26 protein-coding genes are annotated in these 23,117 nt (G+C 35.1%); 15 read left to right on the top strand and 11 right to left on the bottom strand.

Annotated elements, in window-relative coordinates:
* Window positions 1–47: 47 nt before the first annotated feature.
* Window positions 48–983 (bottom strand): mechanosensitive ion channel family protein, encoded by a 936-nt coding sequence (locus C240_RS01920; RefSeq protein WP_271490335.1) that lies wholly within the window; start codon window positions 981–983, stop codon window positions 48–50.
* A gap of 167 nt (window positions 984–1,150) precedes the next feature.
* On the opposite strand from C240_RS01920, the gene C240_RS01925 reads away from it, so the two are divergent.
* Window positions 1,151–2,164: a branched-chain amino acid aminotransferase gene (locus tag C240_RS01925; RefSeq protein WP_271490338.1), complete on the top strand. Its 1,014-nt coding sequence runs from the start codon at window positions 1,151–1,153 to the stop codon at window positions 2,162–2,164.
* Between the two features lie 154 nt (window positions 2,165–2,318).
* Window positions 2,319–3,143, top strand: coding sequence for an aldo/keto reductase (locus C240_RS01930; RefSeq protein ID WP_271490341.1), 825 nt, complete (start codon window positions 2,319–2,321; stop codon window positions 3,141–3,143).
* Between the two features lie 128 nt (window positions 3,144–3,271).
* Here C240_RS01930 and C240_RS01935 read toward each other — a convergent pair whose 3' ends face one another.
* Entirely contained in the window at window positions 3,272–3,991 is a 720-nt protein-coding gene (locus C240_RS01935) for a gamma-glutamyl-gamma-aminobutyrate hydrolase family protein (protein ID WP_271490344.1), read from the bottom strand.
* Between the two features lie 459 nt (window positions 3,992–4,450).
* The gene (gloA, locus tag C240_RS01940; RefSeq protein ID WP_271490347.1) at window positions 4,451–4,825 is read right to left on the bottom strand and encodes a lactoylglutathione lyase; all 375 of its coding nucleotides are present in this window, start codon (window positions 4,823–4,825) and stop codon (window positions 4,451–4,453) included.
* Window positions 4,826–4,999: 174 nt separating this feature from the next.
* Here gloA and C240_RS01945 point away from each other — a divergent pair, with 174 nt between their 5' ends.
* Complete coding sequence (locus C240_RS01945; protein ID WP_271490349.1) at window positions 5,000–5,443, top strand: NUDIX hydrolase; 444 nt, start codon at window positions 5,000–5,002, stop codon at window positions 5,441–5,443.
* Window positions 5,444–5,512: 69 nt separating this feature from the next.
* On the opposite strand, the gene yidA is transcribed toward C240_RS01945, so the two are convergent.
* The 4 genes from yidA to C240_RS01965 are packed head-to-tail and all read right to left on the bottom strand — an operon-like array spanning window position 5,513 to window position 8,929.
* Complete coding sequence (yidA, locus tag C240_RS01950; RefSeq protein ID WP_271490352.1) at window positions 5,513–6,319, bottom strand: sugar-phosphatase; 807 nt, start codon at window positions 6,317–6,319, stop codon at window positions 5,513–5,515.
* Window positions 6,320–6,342: 23 nt separating this feature from the next.
* The gene (locus C240_RS01955) at window positions 6,343–7,713 is read right to left on the bottom strand and encodes an HD domain-containing protein (RefSeq protein WP_271490354.1); all 1,371 of its coding nucleotides are present in this window, start codon (window positions 7,711–7,713) and stop codon (window positions 6,343–6,345) included.
* Window positions 7,714–7,728: 15 nt separating this feature from the next.
* On the bottom strand, window positions 7,729–8,577 hold the full coding sequence (locus C240_RS01960; RefSeq protein WP_271490357.1) for a lipoate--protein ligase family protein: 849 nt from the start codon (window positions 8,575–8,577) through the stop codon (window positions 7,729–7,731).
* A complete protein-coding gene (locus tag C240_RS01965; protein ID WP_271490360.1) occupies window positions 8,570–8,929 on the bottom strand; it encodes a hypothetical protein in 360 nt (119 codons plus the stop codon). Before C240_RS01965 ends, C240_RS01960 begins: the two co-directional genes overlap by 8 nt.
* A gap of 244 nt (window positions 8,930–9,173) precedes the next feature.
* Between C240_RS01965 and C240_RS01970 the strand changes: the two genes are divergently transcribed.
* From C240_RS01970 to C240_RS02010, 9 genes are all read left to right on the top strand, one after another.
* Entirely contained in the window at window positions 9,174–10,169 is a 996-nt protein-coding gene (locus C240_RS01970) for a thiamine pyrophosphate-dependent dehydrogenase E1 component subunit alpha (RefSeq protein ID WP_271490363.1), read from the top strand.
* Window positions 10,169–11,158 (top strand): alpha-ketoacid dehydrogenase subunit beta, encoded by a 990-nt coding sequence (locus C240_RS01975; RefSeq protein ID WP_271490733.1) that lies wholly within the window; start codon window positions 10,169–10,171, stop codon window positions 11,156–11,158. The genes C240_RS01970 and C240_RS01975 overlap by 1 nt, the downstream gene beginning before the upstream one ends.
* Window position 11,159: 1 nt before the next feature.
* Window positions 11,160–12,101 carry a sugar-binding transcriptional regulator gene (locus C240_RS01980; RefSeq protein WP_271490366.1) on the top strand — a complete coding sequence of 314 codons (942 nt, stop codon included), beginning with the start codon at window positions 11,160–11,162 and terminating at the stop codon, window positions 12,099–12,101.
* Window positions 12,102–12,147: 46 nt separating this feature from the next.
* Window positions 12,148–12,582 carry a DUF1934 domain-containing protein gene (locus tag C240_RS01985; protein WP_271490369.1) on the top strand — a complete coding sequence of 145 codons (435 nt, stop codon included), beginning with the start codon at window positions 12,148–12,150 and terminating at the stop codon, window positions 12,580–12,582.
* Between the two features lie 75 nt (window positions 12,583–12,657).
* Entirely contained in the window at window positions 12,658–13,281 is a 624-nt protein-coding gene (gene rpoE, locus C240_RS01990) for a DNA-directed RNA polymerase subunit delta (protein WP_333908784.1), read from the top strand.
* A gap of 286 nt (window positions 13,282–13,567) precedes the next feature.
* Window positions 13,568–14,401, top strand: a complete 834-nt coding sequence (locus tag C240_RS01995) for a PRD domain-containing protein (RefSeq protein ID WP_271490375.1) — start codon at window positions 13,568–13,570, stop codon at window positions 14,399–14,401.
* A gap of 20 nt (window positions 14,402–14,421) precedes the next feature.
* Window positions 14,422–16,410 carry an N-acetylglucosamine-specific PTS transporter subunit IIBC gene (nagE, locus tag C240_RS02000; RefSeq protein ID WP_271490379.1) on the top strand — a complete coding sequence of 663 codons (1,989 nt, stop codon included), beginning with the start codon at window positions 14,422–14,424 and terminating at the stop codon, window positions 16,408–16,410.
* A 271-nt stretch (window positions 16,411–16,681) separates the two neighbouring features.
* A complete protein-coding gene (locus tag C240_RS02005; RefSeq protein ID WP_271490381.1) occupies window positions 16,682–17,032 on the top strand; it encodes a hypothetical protein in 351 nt (116 codons plus the stop codon).
* Window positions 17,033–17,049: 17 nt separating this feature from the next.
* Window positions 17,050–17,211, top strand: coding sequence for a hypothetical protein (locus C240_RS02010; RefSeq protein WP_271490384.1), 162 nt, complete (start codon window positions 17,050–17,052; stop codon window positions 17,209–17,211).
* A 156-nt stretch (window positions 17,212–17,367) separates the two neighbouring features.
* On the opposite strand, the gene C240_RS02015 is transcribed toward C240_RS02010, so the two are convergent.
* Both C240_RS02015 and C240_RS02020 read right to left on the bottom strand, forming a co-directional pair.
* Entirely contained in the window at window positions 17,368–17,706 is a 339-nt protein-coding gene (locus C240_RS02015; protein WP_271490387.1) for a hypothetical protein, read from the bottom strand.
* Window positions 17,684–19,012 (bottom strand): DUF1576 domain-containing protein, encoded by a 1,329-nt coding sequence (locus C240_RS02020; protein ID WP_271490390.1) that lies wholly within the window; start codon window positions 19,010–19,012, stop codon window positions 17,684–17,686. Before C240_RS02020 ends, C240_RS02015 begins: the two co-directional genes overlap by 23 nt.
* A gap of 212 nt (window positions 19,013–19,224) precedes the next feature.
* Here C240_RS02020 and C240_RS02025 point away from each other — a divergent pair, with 212 nt between their 5' ends.
* Complete coding sequence (locus C240_RS02025) at window positions 19,225–19,770, top strand: TetR/AcrR family transcriptional regulator (RefSeq protein WP_271490392.1); 546 nt, start codon at window positions 19,225–19,227, stop codon at window positions 19,768–19,770.
* 202 nt (window positions 19,771–19,972) lie between these two features.
* A complete protein-coding gene (locus C240_RS02030) occupies window positions 19,973–20,347 on the top strand; it encodes a YxeA family protein (protein ID WP_271490395.1) in 375 nt (124 codons plus the stop codon).
* Window positions 20,348–20,512: 165 nt separating this feature from the next.
* Here C240_RS02030 and C240_RS02035 read toward each other — a convergent pair whose 3' ends face one another.
* Together C240_RS02035 and C240_RS02040 are read right to left on the bottom strand one after the other, a co-directional pair.
* A complete protein-coding gene (locus tag C240_RS02035; RefSeq protein WP_271490398.1) occupies window positions 20,513–21,022 on the bottom strand; it encodes a shikimate kinase in 510 nt (169 codons plus the stop codon).
* 54 nt (window positions 21,023–21,076) lie between these two features.
* Window positions 21,077–21,844 (bottom strand): peptidylprolyl isomerase, encoded by a 768-nt coding sequence (locus C240_RS02040; RefSeq protein ID WP_271490401.1) that lies wholly within the window; start codon window positions 21,842–21,844, stop codon window positions 21,077–21,079.
* A 178-nt stretch (window positions 21,845–22,022) separates the two neighbouring features.
* Between C240_RS02040 and C240_RS02045 the strand changes: the two genes are divergently transcribed.
* The gene (locus C240_RS02045; protein WP_271490404.1) at window positions 22,023–23,117 is read left to right on the top strand and encodes a DUF871 domain-containing protein; all 1,095 of its coding nucleotides are present in this window, start codon (window positions 22,023–22,025) and stop codon (window positions 23,115–23,117) included.

Here is a 23,117-nt window from a genome sequence, read left to right on the forward strand (position 1 = left end):
AAAGCCGTCACTTGTTGAGTTGACAGCTTTTTTTGATAAATGCTCTATTACTGTAGAGTAATTGGAGAATTGGGAATCGTAAAATTCGCTTCAGAAAGTTTTTTCACATACTGAGCTAAAAACTCTTCCTTAATTAGAGCTTGTTTTCCATTTAGAACATACATTGTAGTACGGACGGCAAAATTACCATTACCAAGATCTACCATTCCAAAAACAGAAGGTCCCGTTTGAATACTATCAATGTATTTTTCTTTTAATTCTTCATTAACCTGATCGATGATCGTGATGATTTGTTCGTATCCTTCATCAGGGATAATTCTGACATCAATCAAGACTTGCATATTTGATCTGGAAAGGTTGCTGATAGTTGTAATATTACGGTTTGGAATAAAATGGACTGTTCCATCTAAGGCTTTCATTTGAGTTGTTCGAAGACCTATAGAAGTCACAGTTCCTTCAATACTGAGATTAGCCAACCGAATATAATCACCGACATCCATTTGCTGTTCAAGAATAATGAAAAAACCTGTTATGATATCATTCATAAAACCCTGAGCACCTAAACCAATGGCGACACCGGCAATACCAGCTCCTGCGAGTAATGAACCAACTGGAACACCGATAATTGTGAGTAAAGAATAGAGAAAAAAGAAAAATAGTGTGTATTGAAAAGCATTATTTATTAATGTATGTAACGTTTTTAAACGACTTTCACTAAAAGCTTGCTGTTTTGCACCATAGTTTCCATAGGCGCGATCAATTAATTTTTTGCCTACCCGATTTAAAATGATAAAAAGAAAAATCAAAAAGATAATATAGATGGTTTTTCCAATAACCATAGCAATAATTTGATCCCAGTTAATGTTTTTCCAAAATTGCTCAAAGGCATTTACATTTTTTTCAGTAACTTTCTTTATATTTAGAGCTGAATCAACTGTACTTTCAAGGGTTGAGCTAGGTGTTGTTTGGCCAAATATAAACATGGTGGTACCAACTTTCTATTGAGACTTTTATTTAATAGGGGATGTTGAAATATTTGTTTTCTCTATTATTATACTTGAATTTGAAAAAAGATGTCATTATTTATGAAAAAAGGTTAACAAAGATATTGTAAATATGTTACAATATTCTGAAAATAAGGAGTGATTCGATGTCAATTGATTGGGATAATTTAGGATTTGATTATATAAAAACCCCGTACCGCTATATTTCAGTGTGGAAAGATGGTCAGTGGGATGAAGGTAAACTGACGGAGGATAATACCTTAAATATTCATGAAGGTTCGGCTGCACTGCATTATGGTCAACAATGTTTTGAAGGTTTGAAAGCTTATCGTTGTGAAGATGGATCAATTAATTTATTTAGAATTGACGAAAATTCTAAGCGGATGAACCGCAGTGCGCGTCATTTACTTATGGCGGAAGTACCAGAAGAGAAGTTTATCCAAGCTGTAGAAGAGGTTGTGAAAGCCAATGAGGAGTTTGTCCCGCCTTACGGTAGTGGAGCTACTTTATATATTCGTCCATTATTGATTGGGATCGGTGAGGGGATTGGTGTTCATTCTGCACCTGAGTTTTTATTTACAGTTTTTTGTATGCCTGTGGGTGCTTATTTTAAAGGTGGTCTGACTCCAACAAACTTTGTTGTATCTGATTATGACCGGGCCGCTCCACATGGTACTGGATCTATCAAAGTAGGTGGAAATTATGCTGCAAGTCTCTTGCCTGGGGAAAAAGCTAAAGAAAAGCATTTTTCTGATTGTATTTACTTAGATCCAACAACTCATACAAAAATTGAAGAAGTCGGCTCAGCGAATTTCTTTGGTATTACAAAAGATGATCGGTTTATCACTCCATTATCGCCATCTATTTTACCAAGTATTACGAAGTATTCTTTACTTTATTTGGCAGAACATCGTTTAGGAATGGAAGTAGTAGAAGAAGATGTTTATTTAGATTCATTGAGTAAATTTAAAGAAGCAGGTGCATGTGGAACAGCAGCAGTAATTTCACCAATTGGCGGTATCCAAACGTTTGATGAATTCCACGTTTTTTATAGTGAAACTGAAGTTGGACCAGTTACCCAAAAATTGTACAATGAATTAACTGGTATTCAGTTTGGTGATGTACCAGCACCTGACGGATGGATTAGAAATATTAAGTAAAATTGTTTATTAAGAAAACCATGTTGATTCCATGTGGTTTTCTTCTTTTTATTTATTGAGAAAAGAGCTTATAAGCTTTGTTAGTTTCAACTGAGTCTTGTAAGGAGTATAATAAAATTGTATTTACTTTTCCAAAGAAAGGAATGACCAAAGAATGACTTTTGAAAAAACAAAAGAGTTAGCTAATGGCTCTATTATCCCGCGCTTAGGTTTGGGAGTATGGCAAGTAAAAGACGGAGCTGAAGCGGTTAATTCTGTAAAATGGGCGTTAGAAGCTGGTTATCGCTTAATTGACACAGCTGCAGCCTACAAAAATGAAGAAAGTGTTGGCGAAGGTATTCGTCAGTCTGGTGTCCCAAGAGACGAAATTTTTGTTACGACGAAATTATGGAATGCAGATCAAGGATATGAATCAACGTTGAAAGCATTTGATGAAAGTTTAAAAAAATTAGAATTAGACTATGTGGATTTATATTTGATTCATTGGCCAGTTGAAGGGAAATATAAAGATTCTTGGCGAGCAATGGAAGAAATATACAATAGTGGACGTGCCAAAGCGATAGGTGTTTCTAATTTTTATGCTCATCATATTGAAGATCTTTTAACGACAGCTGAAGTAACACCAATGGTTGACCAAATTGAATTGCATCCTACGTTAACTCAAGAACCCTTACGTAAGTTCTTAGCAGATCACGAAATTGCTGTAGAAGCGTGGTCTCCATTGGGACAAGGAAAAATTCTTGAAAATCCAACATTGGTTGAATTGGGTGAAAAATATCATAAAACAGCTGCGCAAATCATTATTCGCTGGCACTTACAAAGTGATATTATTGTCATTCCAAAATCTGTGCATCAAGAACGAATCAATCAAAACTTTGATGTTTTTGATTTTGAATTATCCGTAGAAGATATGAAACGAATTGATCAATTAAATACGAATGAGCGTTTAGGTCCAGATCCGGATACTTTTAATTTTTAAGCTAAAAGAGGTCGAGAAAAAGGGCTTAGCTCTGAGAAATAAGAAAGAGCTGTTTTTTTCTCGTCGTTTATTCGAATATAGCGAGTGGAGCAAAACTAAAGATCAGTTTTGCTCCACTCATTCTTTTTTTATAATTTATGCACAAAATAATCGAATAGCTCAAATTCTTGTTTGGAAAATTCAAAGCGTAATTCTGGATGCCACTGAACACCTAAAATTCGTTGATTGGAGTCAATTGCTTCAACAGCCTCAATTAGTCCATCAGTAGATTTAGCTGAAACTTGTAATGATGGGGCTAATTGATTAATTGCTTGATGGTGATAAGAATTGACGCGATATAGTTTCCCAAACAGCGGGTAAAGTAGACTTTCTTTTTCTATACAGATATCGTGTGTAGCAAATTGTGGTTGAGTAGGTTCTTGACCGTGTTTAACCGTCCAATTTGGATATAAAGACAGGTCTTGATACAAAGAACCTCCCAACGCAACATTCAATAGTTGCATTCCGCGGCAAACTGCAAAAATAGGTTTCTGTTGTTTAAGAGCTTCTCTAATTAACGCTAATTCAAAAAGATCTCGATTTCTATTAGTTTCCTCAAGTTTTGGATGAGGTTCTTCATTAAAAAAATCAGGACAAATATCTTGTCCACCAGCCAGCAATAACTTATCTATTTTAGAAATATATGCTGCAGCTGTTTCTTCTGGTGAAATCGGTATAACTAATGGTAAACCACCCGCTTTTTGTACAGCATTTACAAAACCTTGCGGGGTATAGGTAACATAATTACCATGAAATACTTCAACAGATTGAATAAGTTGATTTCCCGCAATCCCTATCACTTTTTTCATCTAATCACTTCCTAAATTTATCATTACAAATAATAGTTTATCATGCTTTCAAGCTCTTAGTTTCGAATAAACGGTGGGTGCAGAAGCAACTACTCCACTTCGTTCCGATCACAACAATTTCTAAGAGCTAAAGCTCTAAGAATTGAAGGCTTCGGAAATAAGCTGAAATTGCTATGAAACACCGTAAGGTACGAACTGATGTAGAATAGTACCTACTTGGTTCAAAAATTTGAAAAGCACCAAGTAGGTACCAATCATCATCCATTCACAAGCTCATGGTGATTCTTGGCAATTTTCGTGAATTCCTTCTTATTGCTGTAAAACACAACGAGAACCGAGTTGATGTTGCACAGTACCTACCCGGTTCTCGGAGTTAAACATTTCTGTCCCAACCTCATTCTAAAAAACAACTATTTATTGTGTAGTAAAAACCTAAACAATAAATAGTCATTTCAGTAATTAACGAGAACGAATAACTTCGACTTTATATCCATCTGGATCTGTAATAAAGTAATACGATGGAGGTGTACCTGGTAAACCCTTCATATCAGTAACGTTAAAGCCGGCGTTTTTTTGCTCTTCATGCAGCTTTTCGATTTCATCAGTGCTTATGGCAATATGACCATAGCCATCACCAAGATCATAAGCTCCGTGATCGTAATTATAAGTTAGTTCTAATTCATAATCGTCACCAGGTAAAGTTAGGTAAACGAGCGTAAATTTATTTTCTGGAAAATCACGGCGGCGGCTTTCTTCAAAGTTAAATGCCTTTTGATAAAATTCAAGAGATGCTTCCAGATCTTTGACACGTACACAAGTGTGAGCCATTTTCATAGGAGTATCTTCCTTTCTTAGCTGAGTTATTTATTACAGATGTAATCAAACAATCTGTCAATGTATTTATAGTATCATAGACTTTAAATAAATTGTGAATGAAATGATAAGTTAATACTTGTTCATGAGAAAATTCTCATGTAAAATTAGTCTAAACGAAAGGGAGTTGTTTTTATGGAAACACCGACATTCGGTGAAAAATTGGAAACCTTGGTATATAAAAAAAGAGTGGGCGCTTATATCGTTATTTCTAGAAACGAAAGAACAGAAATCGTATTGGTCCAGGCGCCAAATGGGGCGTACTTTTTACCTGGCGGAGAAATTGAACACGGAGAAACGAAGGAAGTAGCTATTGACCGTGAAATGATTGAAGAATTAGGTGTTGAGGTTGTTATTGGAAAGTATTTAGGTCAAGCTGATGAATATTTTCATTCGAGGCATCGAAGTACAGATTATTATAATCCCGGTTATTTTTTCGTTGCAGATAGTTGGAAACAAATCTGTGATCCTTTAGAAAAAACTAATACCATTCGCTGGGTTCCAGTTGATGAGGGGATTGAATTGCTTAAACGAGGCAGTCATAAATGGGCAGTGAAAAAATGGCAAGATAATAAGTAGCAAAAAGAATAAAATCACTAGATTAGGAAAACTTGTTTATTTACCTAGTCTAGTGATTTTTTAGTTTTACTACATGTATTTTAATAAAGCCTCAGCAACTCCGTCTTCGTCATTACTGGTCGTTAATACATCTGCTGCACGTTTGACACTTTCAGTAGCATTCCCCATAGCAACGCCAACACCAGCATATTCAATCATTGATAAATCATTTTCATTATCACCAATTGCCATTGTTTCCTCTTGAGAAACGCCTAAATGTTCAGCAAGCTTCGCTAAAGCATGTCCCTTACTGGCTTCTTTGTTTAAAATCTCATAATAAAATTCCGTACTTTTCACAGTTGTAAACTTTTCTGTGAAAGATTCTGGAAGCTGAGCGATTGCTCGATCTAAAACATCTGGTTCATCAATCATCATCATTTTAATAATAGACATATCGGGTGTCATTTCATCAACTGCGCGATATTTTAACGGCATATCTACTAGGAAAGCTTCGTGAATTGTGTATTTACCAATATCACGATTAGCTGTATAAATCGCTCGATCATCAATTGTATGCAAATGAACGCCAGCTTTTCGTGCAGCTAATTCAATTTCTAAAAAATCATCATAACTTAATGTATACTGCGAAATGATTTCATTTGATTTCGTTGCTTGAACTAAAGAACCGTTATATGTAATTACATAATCATTAGGTCCATATAATTCTAATTCAGCTAATTGTTCTTTGACACCAGGCAAAGGACGTCCAGTACATAAAACAATATAAATTCCACTATCATTAGCTCTTTGCAGTGTTTCTTTAACCTTGGGGCTGATTTTTCTGTTTGAATCGAGTAAAGTTCCATCAATATCGATTGCGACTAGTTTAATTGACATAAGTTCCTCCTGTAAAAAAAAATTTATTTTGTGCCTTCAACGATAGCACCATTATGAATATATGTAGCAAATTCACGGTAAGTATCATCAAATAAATCATAATGTTGTTGCCTTTTTGGATCAACCATTTCTTTAGGGAAATAGAAACGTTCATCAATCTGCGTTTGTCCAGCAAGAGCTGCAACAAGATGGCTGATTTTAGATAACTCGATCAAGGTTCCATCTTTTTGCATGATTTCAATTTGAGTACGATGGCTATTTTTCTCCGGACGATAAAAATCATAGGGTAAATCATAACTTGAATTAATCGCTGTATAATACTTAGGATTGTAACCAACTTTTTCAATTAATGCTTTTAAATGACGGATGGTTACAGAATCCCGATTTCCAGAAAATGTTGCCGATTTTAATGGCTTACGAATTAAAAAGCGATTGGCTAAATCGTTCAAAATCGGATCAGGTAAAGACGTCCATTGAGTGAAATAAGTATTTAAAACGCCATCATCTAATTTCAAATAATCTTGTAACGAAAAATCACCAGTGAAAAAAGGAACCAATAACTGTGAATGGAGCTGATAATCTTTAGGATCTTTTTCATATAACTCTTTCGCTCGATGAAGTAGATGATCTAAAATGACTTCCATACCACGAGAAACAGGATGAAAATAGACCTGAACATACATTTGATAACGGCTGACAATATAGTCTTCCACCGCATGCATGCCGTTCATAGCAAATGCCAAACCATCTTTATACGGGCGAATCACTCTTAGAATTCTGGTTAGATCAAAGGTGCCGTACTCTGTCCCGGTAAAATAAGCATCCCGTAACAAATAATCCATACGATCAGCATCAATTTGACTTGAAATCATTTGAACAACTTGGGGATTTGGATACTGTTTAGTAATAACACTAGCTACTTTATGCGGAAAATCTGCTGAAACACGATTTAGAATTTGAAATACTTCTGTTTCAGGTGAAGTGATGATTTCCACAGTAATTGCTTCATGGTCAGTATTAAAGATATGCTCAAAAGTATGAGAATAAGGACCGTGTCCAACATCATGCAGTAAGGCAGCACAAAGAGTAACTAATCGTTCATCATCATTCCAGCCTTCTTCACCTAGTGTTTCGGATGAGTAGTTTCGTTGAAAAATATCGCAGATCCTGCGAGTGATTTCATACACACCTAAAGAGTGGGAAAAACGGCTGTGTTCTGCTCCATGAAAGGTGAAAGAAGAAGTACCCAACTGTTTGATTCGGCGTAATCGTTGAACTTCTGCAGAATTAATTAAGTCTAAAATAACTTGGTGCTGTACGTGAATATAATTATGAACGGGATCTCGAAAAACTTTTTCAATTGGTAAAATTTGATTTTTATAAGGTGTTGGCATTTTTTCACTCCTTTTTTAGTTTAATAATTGATTTCGTTGCTGCATTTTTTCAATCTGCTTATTTAGTTCGGTACTAAACCACTCAGAAGGCAATGCTTCCGAGATAAATTGATTGTCAATCTCAAATGCTGCATCTTTTGATAATGCACGAATCAATTCTTTTTTTACTTCAGCAATAGTCAAAGGTCGTTGGATTAAATCCTCTAAATTAGCCATTACTGATGGATCTACAGGAGGATAACCATTTTTCCCGAAGTCATCTTTTAAGCTTGCTTGATAGAAATCGCGAACGCTTTCGCCACGTTTTTGCTGATCCCCAGTAACACTTAAATAAATCATAATAGCAGTACCATCTTTTACACGCCGTTGGGCAATCCCGGCAAATTTTCGCCCATCAATACTTAAATCAAAAGTTCCTGGACAATAGGATTCAGTAATTTCAAAGGCTTTAATCAAGTGTGTTTTATCTTCAAAAGCTGATCGAATCCATTGCCACATTATTGTATAGGCTTCATCAATACTGATTTTTTTATTATTAGGATTGGGCAAAATTAAAGATACGTTCAAAACTCCAGTGTCAGCAATAACCCCCAAACCACCAGCATTACGAACGATACTATTGTAGCCAGCTTGCTTTAAAGAATTAATACCACTAGCTAAATTTGTGACCCGAGTATCTTTCATACCGAGAATCATCGTATGATCTAGTTGCCAAAAATGTATAATCGGCTGATGATTAATACCAGCGAATGTAGTTAAGACATCGGTTAAGGCAAACGGTAAAAAATAATTTTTTTTCTTCAAACATCCTTGGTCATACACATAAACTTTTTCAGATTCAATAACTTGTCTTAATTTATTCATCACGCTCTTCTTCCTGTTTGACACGAGAAACGTAGTCTTTAACTTCTTTATTTAATTGATTATATTCATTGGTAAAACGCATTGGTTTACTTATTATTCGCATCGGCATGGTAGCTAAGAACTTACTAAAATCCATTCGTGCTTCTTCCGTTAATCTTCCAGGTTTAGAAACTAAACGTTCATAGAGATAGTGATAAAATTGATTCATCGCATCAATGTCAATACTCATTTGATTATGACATTCTTCGCATTCAATGAAAGAAATAATCTCATTCATATATTGAATGTCATGAAGCGTTTCTTTCTGACAATGCATACAAAACAACATTGCTTCTTCGTCGTGAAATAACATTTGTTTCCACCTCCAAATTCTATTATAAACGATTTAGCTAAAAAATCATGCTTATCTAAGTAGAATGTCAAAGAAAATTGAAAATTTTTAAGGAAAGCAAAAAAATAGCTGAAATAACTTGCTATCATTTAAGGAAAACTATAAAATATTTACATATGATTCTGGGTGGAACAAATGTAAAACCGGGTTGTCCTTCTTTTAATTTTAGTTTGAAGAACAATTCGAAACGTAAGGAGGGAAGAAGATGAGTCAAAAAGTAATCGAACTCCAAAATAACCATCAAATAGATCCCAAAGTAGCCTTAGCTAAAATGTGGGAAATAAGGATTTTTGAAGAACTGATTCAAGAACTTTTTGAGGCTGGTGATTTGCACGGAACGATGCATCTTTGTATTGGACAAGAAGCTACGGCGGTTGGTGGAGCGGGAATTTTACAACAAAGTGATTGGATTGTTTCAACCCATCGCAACCATGGCCATTGTATTGCTAAAGGAACCGATGTTAGAAGTATGTTTGCAGAAATGCTTGGGAAAAAAACTGGGACTAATGAAGGAAAAGGCGGCAGTATGCATATCGCAGATTTAACAATTGGCAATTTAGGATCTAATGGAATTGTCGGAGCGGGATTTCCGATTGCAGCTGGCGCAGCACTTAGTGCGCAAATGCAAGGGACCAATCAGGTTGTATTGTGTTACGCAGGTGATGGTGCTACAAATGAGGGAAGTTTTCACGAAGCATTAAATTTAGCTTCTATCTGGAAGTTGCCAGTAATCTATTTTATTGAAAATAATCAATATGGAATGAGTAGTTCTATTGAGCAAATGGTAAACATCGAGAAACTTTCTGATCGTGGTAAAAGCTATGGCATTGAAGGTGTAACAATTGATGGGAATGATTTGAATATGGTGGCTGATACTGTTGCTAAAGCTGTAGCAAAAGCTAGAAATGGTGAAGGTCCAGCATTGATCGAAGCATTAACATATCGTCATAAGGGACATTCAAAGTCAGATAAGCTGATGTATCGTACCGAAGAAGAATGTCTCCAGTGGCAAGAACATAATGATCCAATTATTCGTTTAGAACATGAATTGATTCAAACTAAACAAATGAATGAAACAGAGATTCGCCAACTAGAACAATCGATTCGTATGAAACTTAGTAACTTAATTGATTCAGTGAAGCAAGATGATGAACCGACATTGGCAGATTTATGGACCCATGTATATGCGGAGGACGAATGATGCGAATAATTACTTATTTAGAAGCAATTAACGAAGCTCTGGATGAAGCCTTAGCGCAAGACCCAAAGGTTTTTCTGCTGGGAGAGGATATTGGTATTTACGGCGGTGGTTTTGGTGCAACAAAAGGACTTCAAGCAAAATATGGAAAAGAACGAGTAAGAGATACACCGATATCCGAAAGCGCAATCGTTGGCGCAGCGGTAGGCGCAGCTATGACAGGAATGCGTCCGATTGTTGAACTACAATTTTCTGATTTTATTACGGTTGCGATGGATCAATTAGTAAACCAAGCTGCCAAAATTCATTATATGTATAGTGGTAAAGCGAGTGTTCCTTTGGTCATGAGAACAGCTGGCGGGTCTGGAACTGGGGCTGCAGCGCAACATTCACAAAGTTTGGAAAATTGGATGGCCCATGTCCCCGGTTTAAAAGTAATTCAACCATCAACTGCCTATGACGCAAGAGGATTACTTCTTGCGGCTATTCAAGACAATAATCCTGTAATGTTTTATGAGCACAAATTGTTGTATAACACGTTTAGCGATGTTCCTGAAGCTAGTTATGTCTTGCCGATCGGTGTAGCGGACATCAAAAAAACAGGTGAAGATGTCACAATTATTGCAACAGGAATTATGGTTAATAAAGCGCTTGAAGCAGCAGGAATCGCTGAACAAAAAGGGATTTCAGTAGAAGTAATTGATCCAAGAACTTTGGTTCCTCTTGATAAAGAAACGATTTTAAATTCTGTAGCAAAAACAAAACGAGTTATTGTAGCGACAGAAGCAGTCAAAAATAGTGGTTTTAGTGGAGAAATTACATCCGTCATTGCTGAGTCTGAAATCGCGATGGAGCTAAAAGCCCCAATCGTTCGCTTAGGTGGCGAATTTGTACCAATGCCAGCTCAAAAAATGCTGGAAGCACACGCAATACCGCAAGTAACATCTTTTCTTGAAGCAATTGAAGACATGTTAGCAAAGGATAAACATTAGGATGAAAATTAGTGAAGACCGCAGAAAAATGCTGAAAATAGTCACAATGTATTATGAACAAGGCTTAACTCAAGCAGTTATTGCAAAAAAGCTGGGCATTTCGCGTCCAGTTGTATCAAAAATTTTGCAGCAAGCAAGGGAAACTGGGATAGTATCCATTTCAATTAAAGATGAGTCAGCTTATACGATTGAATTAGGTTTACGAATTGAAAAAAAATATCAGCTGAAAGATGTTCTTGTGACGCCTGTAAATGAGCAAAGTCAGTCTGATCTTCTTCAGCGTGATGTCAGTCGTGTTGCTGCGGGTTACTTGAAGAATCAACTTAAGTCTGGAATGGATATCGGGCTATCTTGGGGAACTACGTTGGCAGATATGATTGATGAAATGCCTTACAGTTCTTTTCCAACAATCAATGTTTGTCCATTAGTCGGCGGTGTATCAAGTGAACATTTATATTTTGACACGAATCATCTGGCTTTTCGTTTGGCAGAAAAGTTAAATAGTCGCTGTCAATATTTCTATGCGCCTGCATTAGCGGAAAGTGTTACCTTGGCAGATGTTTTGAACGATTCGAAATTAGTCGGAGATGCGATCGCTCAAGCGAAAAATGTTGATTTTGCTGTTATTGGAGTTGGAAATCCTAACGAAAGTTCTACTTGGAAACAACTTGGTTATTTGGATAAAAAAGAACTTCAAATTATTAATGAAACGGCTGTAAAAGGAGATGCAGTAGCGTCCTTATTTGACAAAAATGGTCAAACAGTGAACAATGAAATAAGTAAACGAATGTTAGGCGTTAAAATAGAAGATTTATCAGCAATCCCAAATGTTATGATTATTGCTTGTGGTCGGGAAAAAGCTGAAAGTATTAAACCGCTGTTACTGGGAAATTGTTGTACTGTCTTAGTAATCGACCAAGAAATAGCTGAAGCTTTAGTCTAACTTATATTTAAAAAGCAACAAGTGTATTTAAAGGAGAGTGTTTTTAATGGATTTATCACAAGGAACGCCAGTCTCAATTCAACTAAAGACAGTTGTAGATCAAGCTGGAGAAAAGAAAAATTTTTATTTTGATTTAGATGGACAAATCGTTAAAATCGGTGATACATTGTATATCCGTTATAAAGAAGAGCAAGAAGCAGGTGAAGCAATTCCGGTTACCATTAAAGTAGAGCCAGATGGGAAAATTCAATTAATTCGTGCGGGTGAAATGCGTATGCGTTTAAAATTTGATTATCAAGAGCGTTTGGACACTAGCTATCGCACGCCATATGGATTATTTCAAATTAGTACATTTACAAAGAATTTGCGCTTCAGTCTAAAGGATCAACCCGTTGCTGGAAGTATTTTAATTGACTATGATTTGTATTCTCAAGCTGAAAAAATTGGGGAATATCATTTAGAACTAGAATTTACTGCCTAATTTTGCAATAATCAATTGATTTTTTCTTTATGTTTTTGTATGATAAGGAGTAGACTGTGAAAGGACGTGTACCGTTTGGAAATTAATGTATTTGACGGGTTGAATAAAGAGGAATTATCCATGATTGAAGTTGCGCATGCAATTTTAGAACAACGTGAAGATGTAATGGACTTCTCTGATCTAGTAAACCAAATTCAAAATTATCTTGGAAAATCTGACAGCGAAATTCGTGACTCTTTAGCACAATTTTATACTGACTTAAATATTGATGGCAGTTTTATCTCTCTAGGAGACAACCGTTGGGGCTTGCGCTCATGGTATCCAATTGATTCTATCGATGAAGAAGTAACTCATGGTTTGGAAGAAGATGAAGAAGACAAACCACGTCGTAGAAAACGTAAGAAAGTCAATGCGTTTATCATTGATTCAAATGATGAAGATGTTATTGACTACAATGATGACGATCCGGAAGATGCTGAATTAACGGATGAAGACGAAGATGATATCTTGTATGATGACGATGAAGAGGATGAAGAAATCAAAGCATACAACTCAGACCTTCAAGAAATCGGTGCTGATTCTGATGACGAAGAAGAGGAATTACCTGGAATCGAAGAAGATTTAACAATCATTGATGAAGATGATGTTGATGATGACTTTGACGATGAAGAAGAGGAATATCCTGAAGCTGACGAATAACAAATCAAAAAATGGCAATCTCCTTAGAAAAAGGGATTGCCATTTTTTGATATATCTGACTATTTTATAAAAAATATATCAAAATATGTTGACAAATGGTCTATATCTTTGTAAACTATGTCTGTTAACAAAATTGAAGAGCGTTTTCATGTGACTAGATAATACTAGGCATGGAATAATTTCATTAAAATATGATATACTCATATTTTGACGGGATTGTTCTATGCTTTTTTTGTTATTTATCACAGAAATCCGAGCAATCTACTTCTGCAGAAGAGGAATGTTTATGAAAATCAAAAAGGTACTCAACCAAAACGCGGTACTCGTTGAAGATGTTGGGCAAGAAAAAGTGGCAGTCGGTAAAGGTGTAGGGTTTAATAAAAAGAAAAATGATTTGTTATTCCCAAATCAAGTGGAGCGAATGTTTGTTATGGAACCTGAAGGAGTGAAAAAACTTCAAGTTCTGTTATCACAAATTGATGAGAAGTATTTTTTTGTTACAGAAGAAATTATTGCTCACGCTGAAACTGTACTTGGCGAAAAGTTGAATGAACATATTAACATTGGTTTGAGCGACCATATTGCGTTTGCTGCAGAAAATATTCAAAACAATATTATTGTTAGGAATAAGCTGTTAAATGAAATTGAAATTCTATATACAGAAGAGTTTTCGATTGCACAATGGGCCGTGGATTACTTAACTCAAACATTAGGAGTTCCATTTAGTTATGATGAAGCAGGTTATATCGCTATCCATATTCATAGTGCTCGCAGTGGACGAACGGATAATAGTAAAAGTATTCGTGAAGTCACAATCGTTTCAGAAATCATTCATTTAATTGAGCAAGAATTAGGAATTGATATTCATGACGAAAAAATGAGTTTAAGTTATTCACGTTTGGTTAATCATTTACGGTTGTTTATTCATCGTTTTCAACAAAATCAGTACGCAGTATTAGATGATGAAATTTTAGATGTAGTTAGAAAAAAATATGCTGAAAGCTACGAGATTTCGAAAAAAGTTCAAGTTTTGTTAATGAGGAACTTTCACTATCAAGTTCCAAACGAAGAATTAGGTTATTTAGCTATTCATATTGAACGGCTGAGAATGACCAAATAAAAGTAAGAGGAGAGACAAAAATGAAAGCTTATATGCAAAGAATGGGACGCTCATTAATGCTTCCTGTAGCAGTATTGCCTGCTGCAGCAATTTTAATGGGTATTGGGTATTGGATTGATCCTAACGTAATGACTGGACTTGGAGATCCAAACTTCTTATCTGTTTTCTTAGTTAAAGCCGGCGGAGCAATTATTGATAATTTACCTGTATTATTTGCTGTTGGTTTAGCATTAGGAATGTCTAAAGATAAAGATGGTGCAGCAGCGCTTAGTGGGTTAGTTGCTTTCTTAGTAGTTACAACACTACTTTCAACAGCAGCAGTTGGCGCAATGAAAGGAATTCCAATTGAGGAAGTTGATCCATCATTTGCTAAAATCGGAAATGCATTTATTGGTATTTTATCCGGTTTAATAGCAGCGTCAATGTACAATCGATTTAGTCAAGTAAAATTACCAATGGCATTATCTTTCTTTAGTGGGAAGCGATTGGTTCCAATTATGACAGCTTTAGCAATGTTAGTTGCTTCAGGGGTATTATTCTTCTTATGGCCAGTTGTTTTCTCTGGTTTAGTTGCTTTCGGTGAAGCAATCTCTCAATTAGGCGCTTTAGGTGCCGGTCTTTATGGATTCTTTAACCGGTTATTAATTCCAACAGGGTTACATCACGCTTTGAATTCAGTGTTCTGGTTTGACGTGGCGGGGATTAATGATATTGGTAATTTCTTATCTGGTACAGGTGAAAAAGGAATCACTGGTATGTACCAAGCTGGTTTCTTCCCGATGATGATGTTTGGTTTACCAGCAGGTGCTTATGCAATTTACCGTAATGCACGTCCTGAAAAGAAAAAAGCCACTGCTTCATTGATGATTGCGGCAGCTTTTGCATCATTCTTTACTGGGATTACTGAACCATTAGAGTTTTCATTTATGTTTGTTGCGTGGCCTCTATATGTATTACATGCAATTTTAACTGGTATTTCGCTATTTATTTCTGCATTCTTCCATTGGACAGCAGGATTTGCATTTAGTGCTGGTTTAGTCGATTTTGTTTTAAGTTTACGTAATCCAATTGCTAACCAACCATACATGTTGATCGTTCAAGGTTTAGTAATGGCAGCTCTATACTTCTTTGTATTTGATTTTGCAATCAAGAAATTTAACTTGATGACTCCAGGTCGTGAAGAAGGTGAAGACGAGGTAACTCCAGATATTGATACAACTGGTGACAATAAATTTGCTGTTTTAGCTGGTAAAATTTACCAAGGTCTTGGCGGCGATGCTAACGTTACTTCAATTGATAACTGTACGACTCGTTTACGTTTAACGGTTGCTGATACAAGTAAAGTTGACCAAGCTAAAATCAAAGCTACAGGCGTTCCAGGTGTGAAAGTTATTGATGATACAAATATTCAAGTAATCGTTGGTACAGAAGTTCAATTCGTTGCTGATGAAATGAATAAAATCCGCAATGGCGCATCAACAGTGGTAGTAGCAAGTGAACCAGAAAAAAAGCCTGAAGTAAAACAGGAATCAACTGAAACCGAAACAAAAGAAACTGAATTATTTGCAGTTGCAAATGGAAAAGTAGTTCCGGTTTCAGATGTACAAGATGATGTTTTCTCAGCTAAAATGATGGGTGACGGTTTTGCTGTAATTCCAACAGATGGTGAAGTTTCAACACCAGTTGCCGGAAAGATCACAAGTATATTCCCTACAAAACATGCTCTAGGTATCCAAACAGATTCAGGTATTGAAGTTTTATTACACATGGGCTTAGATACTGTTGAATTAAAAGGTGAACCATTTACTCTTCATGTTGAAGAAGGACAAGTTTTAAAACAAGGTGATAAAATCGCAACAATCGATTTAGCTGCATTAGAATCAGCAGGCAAAAAATCAGATTTAATCGTTGTCTTCACGAATCAAGACGTTGTTGCAAATTATGATTTAGCTAAAGCAAATCAAGAAGCTAAAGCTAATGATGTAATTGGGCAAGTTACAGTAAAATAAGCTAATACGAGACTGGGACATAACTTATCGAGTTATTCTCAGTCTCTTCTTTAAATCTGATTAACTATTGAAGTAGAATCGACAAGTCTTTTTTCTCTGTTTTCGAGTTGCTTTATTTTCTTTGTATGATATGGTAAAGGAGTATCTTTAATTTTTAGGAGGAGATTATCTTGCATGAATGAAGCTGGACACAAAGAAGTGCCAGTGGATAATCATAGGTTTCTTTGTGTCATATACTAACAAATATGATAGATATGAAGGAGCAAAATACATGATTATTGTTAAGGGAAACAATCCGAGAAAAATTGAAAAAATTTGGGAATTAGTAAAGCGGGAACACACAGGAAAGAAAATTGCGGTTATAAGTTATTCAGGTGAGGTTCCACATAATTTTATCCGGGCCAAACAAATATCTGCATATGAAACGATGACGAAACAAAATATGCTAACTAATTTGACTGATTTTTTGAGCAAAATAAAAGGTCGTTACGAAGCGATTATTTTGTATATCGATTGTGAGGCTCACTTAGTGGAACCATTACGTGAACTTGCTGCATCACATCAGGAAAAGTTTGTTTTGACTGTATATGAAGACAAAGTTGATTGTGTCATAGAAAGATAATTAAGGTGGGTAGTTGGATGAAGGAGAATATGAAAAAATTAGTTGGTTTGATCGAAAAATTTCAAATAGAAGAACTTTCTTTAGAAGAAGCGATCGAATTAAGACGATTGTCAGCAGAATTTGCTAATGTTTGTGGTGCTACTGTTGAAGAGAAAATGGATCAATATTATAAGAAATAACCTTGAGAGGTCGAGATAAAAGTGTTTAGCTCCGAGAAGTTAATGTGATCGGAGCGAGGTGTGGCAGCTACTTTTTCTCGTCTTTTGTTCGGATGTGTTGAGCGAAGCGAAACTGATCTTTAGTTTTGCTCCGCTCATAACTTTCAGAGCTAGAAATTATTTTCTTCGAAATACTTTAATATCAAAGTCAGGAGCATCAAAACTAATTTCAGCCTCATCAATCATCAATCCCAGTAAATGGTAATCCTCTTCTTCATGATGGGTAATCCCCAGCAATTCTTCATAATATCCTTCAATACTTAAGTCTCGTGGTGTATTTAACAATTCCAATAAATGAAGCAGATTTTCAGGCTCTTGTTCTGTTTTTCCTTGCATATCAATGTAAAATCCTTCAGATGTAAAATCCATTGCGATGCGGATTTCTTCGATATTGTTAGAAAAGAAATATGTTAAAAGTTCATCTACAATCCGCTTAGCTTTTTCTCTTTCTTGCATGTTGTTTCACCTTTCTGATCTGTAAAATATTATCAAGTAATGGTACCATGACGGCAGCCACAAAACCAGTAGAAAATCCATTATTATAAAGATTCAAACCACCATGAAGGTAACTGACATTAGTTACAATGGACATATGCAAAAAGCCGGCGAGCAAACCGAAAGTTATGCCGTAATAACCAGCAATTGGAGCTAGACCAGTTCCAAAAATACCGGCTAATACCACAGTCGTCTGATCAATTTCAAAAACAGAAGATAACTGTGCGGTTAAATAAACGCTTACTAATAACGGTAGACTATTCAGCAAATGATTACCAAAGGCACTAAAACCAACAGCTGATAAAATTGCACCAACAATCGGACCATTCAAGGTAGAATGACTAAGCTGCGTGTAGCCTACAAGCAACAAACCAATAATTGCCATATTCATCATTGTTGCTCCAATACCGGCAATTGAAATAAAGTCAGTAATCAGTTTACCTGAAGTTTTACTGATCGCTTTAAATCCTTTGAGTGAAAAATGATTTAGTATAAAACCAACTAAAAACATTAGTAAAAATAAAAAAATTAAGAAAAGAAGCAGTTCTTTGTGATAAGCTGTTGAGATTAAATTTTTTCCTTCAATTTTCCAACCAAACATCCTCAAAATCCCTGTAAAGATCATCGCAATCAACCCAGAGGTGAAACCAACGTTATATAATGAAAAACCTTGATGAAACGTTAGCACATGAGAGGCTAGAGGCGGTAAAATCATACCAATCAAGATCCCGACAATACAGCCTAAGGGAACTGAAAAAGCAAATGGTAATGAAAGACCAAAAGTTAAATAACTAATAATCGGTGAAAGAGCACTGCCGAATAAACTAACAACAATAAACTGTGAAAATGGTTTTTTTACCAAACGGGCGTAACAAAGCCCGCCGATAATAATAGGAATAGAATTATATAAATTTTTTCCAAAAAAAGAACAGCCAGATACGGTAAAGAGAGCTGCAATAATTGCACCATTAATGGGAACTTTTTCCTTTTTTGCAAGTAAGACACTAATTAAGGTTAGTAGCCCGCTATTTACAAATGCACTGCCCAATGTACCTAATTCAATGTAATCAGTTAATAAATTACTTGGAGAAGTCAAGATAAGAATCATTCCAGCCAAAAGTGTGGTGAAAGGTTCACTCAAGAAACCAATAATTAATAACAATATACAATACCCAATAAGTAAATAATAACTTCTATTTGTTTGATTTTTTTCAGGAAGTTTTTTATCTGTATGTAAAAAAAGTGTTTGGCCATGAGTGTTAGCCATATTAATACCTCCAATTTTTAGTCAATAGGCTAACTATAGCGCGTTAAGTCAATTATAGTCAATAAAAATTTCTTATATAAATTATCATCTTTTTAAGAAATATTCACAATTATTGAAAAAATAAGTGGTTTAAAGAGTGTAAAATAAAAGGATAAAATAGTGAAAAACTGAATTATTTTTTTGTAACATTAAAACATATGGAGGGAATGGATTTGGTCAGAAAAAAAGTATATACAAAACAACATATTTTAGCTGATGCTCAAGATTTATTGATAAAAAAAGGTTTTTCTAGTATAACGGCACGAAATGTGGCAGAGCATATGGGTATTTCAACGCAACCTATCTACCTTGAGTTCAAGGATATGGAAGACTTGAAAATAACACTATTAAAAACAACACATGAATTAATAGAAAAAAAATATTTTTATGAAAATCCAACGATGGATACTGTAATAAACTTCGGTTTAAACTACATTAAATTTGCCAAAGAAGATAGTGCTTTGTATTTATCTTTATATGTAAGACCACATTCATTTGGGCAAGAACTTCAGGATCTATCATTCGACTTATTTGAAAGAGTGACTAAAGATGATGAAAAAATTGCTGATCTAACACTGGAGGATCGCAAAGCATTACATATGAGTCTTTGGATTGTTGCTACAGGCATCTCTTCATTAACTGCGTCAGGTATGATGGAATTCTCAGAAAATAAAATAATCACCAGTTTACAAAGAGTTGAACAAAGCAAGCTAGGATGAAGTCAGATGTTAGTATAAACGTATTGAGTTATCAATCAAGCACCTAATAAGTGAATAAAGAGTGGGAGTAGAAGTAACTTCTTTGAAAGGCTTAGAACATTCTAGGTCAGAAGTCTGAAATAGAATTCGTAAATCCGACCGATTTCAATTGTGTGAATCACTGCTAAAATGTGATTATCAAATGAAATTTGGAGGAACGATTATGAAACTTATTAAAACACTTGTTGTACTAACCTTATTTGGAGCCGGAGTTCTTTTAGGGGCTAAATTTTATACAAAAAACCAATCAGATGAATTATCAGGTACGATTGATCAGCTTAATCCGCTTGTTAGTAGTGGTGAAGTCTATATAAAAACGAAAAAGGCTGATAGCGTAAATGATTACGGAATTACAACTTATAAGCAAACTGCATTTGATGAAAGTGGACAAGGCAAAGAACTTGTTTTTACAGCAGATCATGAGTTGAAAGAAGAACGCTATTTAAAAATTTTTAATAAGGGGGCACATGTAGAAACTTACGAAGAAGTTTCGCAAGTAGATGTTCCTGAAAAAGCATTAGCGAAATTAGGTAATTAATCAAAAAACTGTCTGATTTAAAAAATTTACTTTTAGTAAATTTTAATTCGGACAGTTTTTTTGATAATTAGAATTGTTGAATAGAGGTTATGACAGAAGTCGCTTAATCTAGTTTTTTCGCACTGGTTATTCGAATTTTTGTTGATGTAAATATAACTAAGAGAGTTATACTCCAGTTATTTTTAGTTCAGAAAAAGCTTGAGGATTTTTTATTGTTTTAATTTTATCAGAATTTTGTTCGATTAGTTTTTGTAATTCATAAAGATTCTTTTTTTCGTAATGATGATTCCATGCAAATAGATTTAACAACAATTTTAGTGATGGTTGATAATGTGAGGGTTCTAAATGAATAAGTTGTTTTAAAAATCGGGTGAAAATTCTAGTAACACGAACATGGTAAGCTGGTAGAAGTAATAAAATTATTTCAGCTTCCATCAGCGCTGGTTTTATCCAAGATTGGGTAGTTGTTCCTTCTATGATCCAAGTATCTTTGTTTAAAATATCTTTAAGTTTTTGTGTGGATTCCTTTTTCGTGAAGCGTTGATCTCCTTCTGGAAGCCGATTCCAAATAAGATTATCCAATTCGTAAAAAGGAAGACCATGTTCTTTAGCCAGTTGCCTAGCTAAGGTTGTTTTGCCGCTACCAACAGGGCCTACAATCATAATTTTTTTCATAAATTATTCTCCCAAGAAAAAAGAATGACACTAGCGCGCCATTCTTAGAAAATATTATTTAGCTTCTTGTAAAATGTTGATTTTTTCAATACGAACTTCATTTACTGGAGTACTACTTTCACCACTAGCACTTGCTTTTGTTTCAGTATTAGCAATTTTATTTACAACATCCATTCCTTTAACTACTTGTCCAAAGACTGAGTATTGAAAATCCAAAAACGGAGTTCCGCCATTTTTATAGGCTTCAATAATTTTTTCAGGATATTCAGATTTTAGCAGGCCATCAGACACATCTTCGTCATTTTGAACGATATAGAATTGACTGCCTTGAGTCTTCTCTGATACATCACCGCCTGTTCGAGCCATTGCTAACGCTCCGTTTAAATGATAAAGGTTAGGAGAAATTTCTGGTGCAAATTCATCATTCCAAATACTTTCGCCGCCAGTTCCATCACCTTTAGGATCTCCACTTTGGATCATGAAATCTTTAATGATGCGATGGAAAGTAACATTGTCGTAGTAGCCGTCTTTTGCATGAGTCATAAAGTTTTCAACAGCTTTTGGTGCATATTTTGGAAATAGTTTGATTTCAATAGAACCTTCAGTTGTCACTAACTCAACTAGATCTTCATCTTCTGTAACTTCATCAGAAAGTTGTGGTAAATCCAATGCATTTAGATCTACAGCTGATTCAGAAGATTTTGTTTCAGCAGAAGAGTCAGCTGACGAGTCTGCACTTTTTTCAGTTTTAGTTCCACATGCCGCAAATGCAACTAGTGATGCTAATAAAATTGTTGCAGCCATGAATTTTTTTGTTTTCATAAAGTTAAGTCTTCCTTTCAAATATGGTTACTTATCAATAATAACAAATCCTCATAGGAACTACCAGTCTAAACAAAAAAAATTTAAGAATCATAAAAGGTGTAGACCACTTTTTTTAGTTCTGTTATAATGAAAGTGGATACATTATAATCAACGCAACTTTTAGGAGGCAGCAATAATGGGAAAATTAGGTATTTCAATCTATCCAGAACGCTCAACATTTGAAAAAGACAAAGCATATTTAGACTTAGCACACAAATATGGATTTAAACGTGTTTTTACTAGTCTGCTTCAAATTACTGAAGATAAAGACAAAGTATTAGCAGAATTCAAACAAGTGGTTGACTATGCAAACAGTCTTGGTATGGAAGTCATGGTTGACATCAATCCTGCTTTATTTGAGCAGTTGTGCATTTCATATGATGATCTATCTTTCTTCGATGAAATGGGTGCCTATGGTGTTCGTTTAGATGTTGGATTTACAGGCGCTGAAGAAGCCAAAATGACTCGAAATCCTTATGGCATTAAAATTGAAATCAACATGAGTACTGGTACTAGCTATGTTGACAATATCATGAGCTATTCACCAAATACAGATAATTTATTAGGTTCACATAACTTCTATCCCCATCGTTATTCTGGTTTAGGGTATGACCATTTTGTTTTCTGTTCTGAAAAATTTAGAAAATATAATTTAAATACGATGGCTTTTGTTAACTCACATGATGCAACATTTGGTCCTTGGCCAACGCAAGATGGACTTTGTTCATTGGAAGATCATCGTGATTTAGAAATCGCCACACAGGTAAAACATTTAGTCTTAACTGGATTAATTGATGATATTTTAGTTGGAAATGCATATGCGTCAGAAGCTGAATTAAAAGCAATGGCTGAAGCTTTTACAGCGGAATATCCTTCAGTTAAAGTCGACGTGGCTGAAGATATCACAGCTGATGAAAAAGAAGTACTATTTACTAGCCTGCATAGTTATCGCGGTGATCGCTCAGAATATATTTTACGTTCGACAATGACACGTATTCACTTTAAAGATCGTGCTTTCCCAGCACATAATACTAATGATATGCAAAAAGGGGATGTTTTAATCGATAATGTTGGCTATGGTCAATATAAAGGTGAAACCCAGATTGCGTTAAAAGAAATGAAAAATGATGGGCGCGTTAACGTAGTCGGCCGTATTTCAGAAGATGAGCTATTCTTATTAGATTTCTTAAAACCATGGTCCAGCTTCAAATTAATTGAAAACAACAAATAA

The sequence above is a fragment of the Enterococcus sp. 5H genome (genome assembly GCF_028128615.1).
In the GTDB taxonomy this organism is placed as follows: domain Bacteria; phylum Bacillota; class Bacilli; order Lactobacillales; family Enterococcaceae; genus Enterococcus_L.

What these genes read in the sequence shown, in the direction of transcription:
- C240_RS01985 (WP_271490369.1), top strand. Translation starts at nt 12,148, where the DNA reads ATGGATTTATCACAAGGAACGCCAGTCTCAATTCAACTAAAGACAGTT.
- C240_RS01970 (WP_271490363.1), top strand. Translation starts at nt 9,174, where the DNA reads ATGAGTCAAAAAGTAATCGAACTCCAAAATAACCATCAAATAGATCCC.
- C240_RS01945 (WP_271490349.1), top strand. Translation starts at nt 5,000, where the DNA reads ATGGAAACACCGACATTCGGTGAAAAATTGGAAACCTTGGTATATAAA.
- C240_RS02010 (WP_271490384.1), top strand. Translation starts at nt 17,050, where the DNA reads ATGAAGGAGAATATGAAAAAATTAGTTGGTTTGATCGAAAAATTTCAA.
- C240_RS01965 (WP_271490360.1), bottom strand. Translation starts at nt 8,929, where the DNA reads ATGTTATTTCACGACGAAGAAGCAATGTTGTTTTGTATGCATTGTCAG.
- C240_RS01955 (WP_271490354.1), bottom strand. Translation starts at nt 7,713, where the DNA reads ATGCCAACACCTTATAAAAATCAAATTTTACCAATTGAAAAAGTTTTT.
- C240_RS01925 (WP_271490338.1), top strand. Translation starts at nt 1,151, where the DNA reads ATGTCAATTGATTGGGATAATTTAGGATTTGATTATATAAAAACCCCG.
- gloA (WP_271490347.1), bottom strand. Translation starts at nt 4,825, where the DNA reads ATGAAAATGGCTCACACTTGTGTACGTGTCAAAGATCTGGAAGCATCT.
- nagE (WP_271490379.1), top strand. Translation starts at nt 14,422, where the DNA reads ATGAAAGCTTATATGCAAAGAATGGGACGCTCATTAATGCTTCCTGTA.
- yidA (WP_271490352.1), bottom strand. Translation starts at nt 6,319, where the DNA reads ATGTCAATTAAACTAGTCGCAATCGATATTGATGGAACTTTACTCGAT.
- C240_RS01995 (WP_271490375.1), top strand. Translation starts at nt 13,568, where the DNA reads ATGAAAATCAAAAAGGTACTCAACCAAAACGCGGTACTCGTTGAAGAT.
- C240_RS01960 (WP_271490357.1), bottom strand. Translation starts at nt 8,577, where the DNA reads ATGAATAAATTAAGACAAGTTATTGAATCTGAAAAAGTTTATGTGTAT.
- C240_RS02040 (WP_271490401.1), bottom strand. Translation starts at nt 21,844, where the DNA reads ATGAAAACAAAAAAATTCATGGCTGCAACAATTTTATTAGCATCACTA.
- C240_RS02035 (WP_271490398.1), bottom strand. Translation starts at nt 21,022, where the DNA reads ATGAAAAAAATTATGATTGTAGGCCCTGTTGGTAGCGGCAAAACAACC.
- C240_RS02020 (WP_271490390.1), bottom strand. Translation starts at nt 19,012, where the DNA reads ATGGCTAACACTCATGGCCAAACACTTTTTTTACATACAGATAAAAAA.
- C240_RS01980 (WP_271490366.1), top strand. Translation starts at nt 11,160, where the DNA reads ATGAAAATTAGTGAAGACCGCAGAAAAATGCTGAAAATAGTCACAATG.
- C240_RS01920 (WP_271490335.1), bottom strand. Translation starts at nt 983, where the DNA reads ATGTTTATATTTGGCCAAACAACACCTAGCTCAACCCTTGAAAGTACA.
- C240_RS02005 (WP_271490381.1), top strand. Translation starts at nt 16,682, where the DNA reads ATGATTATTGTTAAGGGAAACAATCCGAGAAAAATTGAAAAAATTTGG.
- C240_RS01975 (WP_271490733.1), top strand. Translation starts at nt 10,169, where the DNA reads ATGCGAATAATTACTTATTTAGAAGCAATTAACGAAGCTCTGGATGAA.
- C240_RS01935 (WP_271490344.1), bottom strand. Translation starts at nt 3,991, where the DNA reads ATGAAAAAAGTGATAGGGATTGCGGGAAATCAACTTATTCAATCTGTT.
- C240_RS02030 (WP_271490395.1), top strand. Translation starts at nt 19,973, where the DNA reads ATGAAACTTATTAAAACACTTGTTGTACTAACCTTATTTGGAGCCGGA.
- C240_RS02015 (WP_271490387.1), bottom strand. Translation starts at nt 17,706, where the DNA reads ATGCAAGAAAGAGAAAAAGCTAAGCGGATTGTAGATGAACTTTTAACA.
- C240_RS02045 (WP_271490404.1), top strand. Translation starts at nt 22,023, where the DNA reads ATGGGAAAATTAGGTATTTCAATCTATCCAGAACGCTCAACATTTGAA.
- C240_RS01930 (WP_271490341.1), top strand. Translation starts at nt 2,319, where the DNA reads ATGACTTTTGAAAAAACAAAAGAGTTAGCTAATGGCTCTATTATCCCG.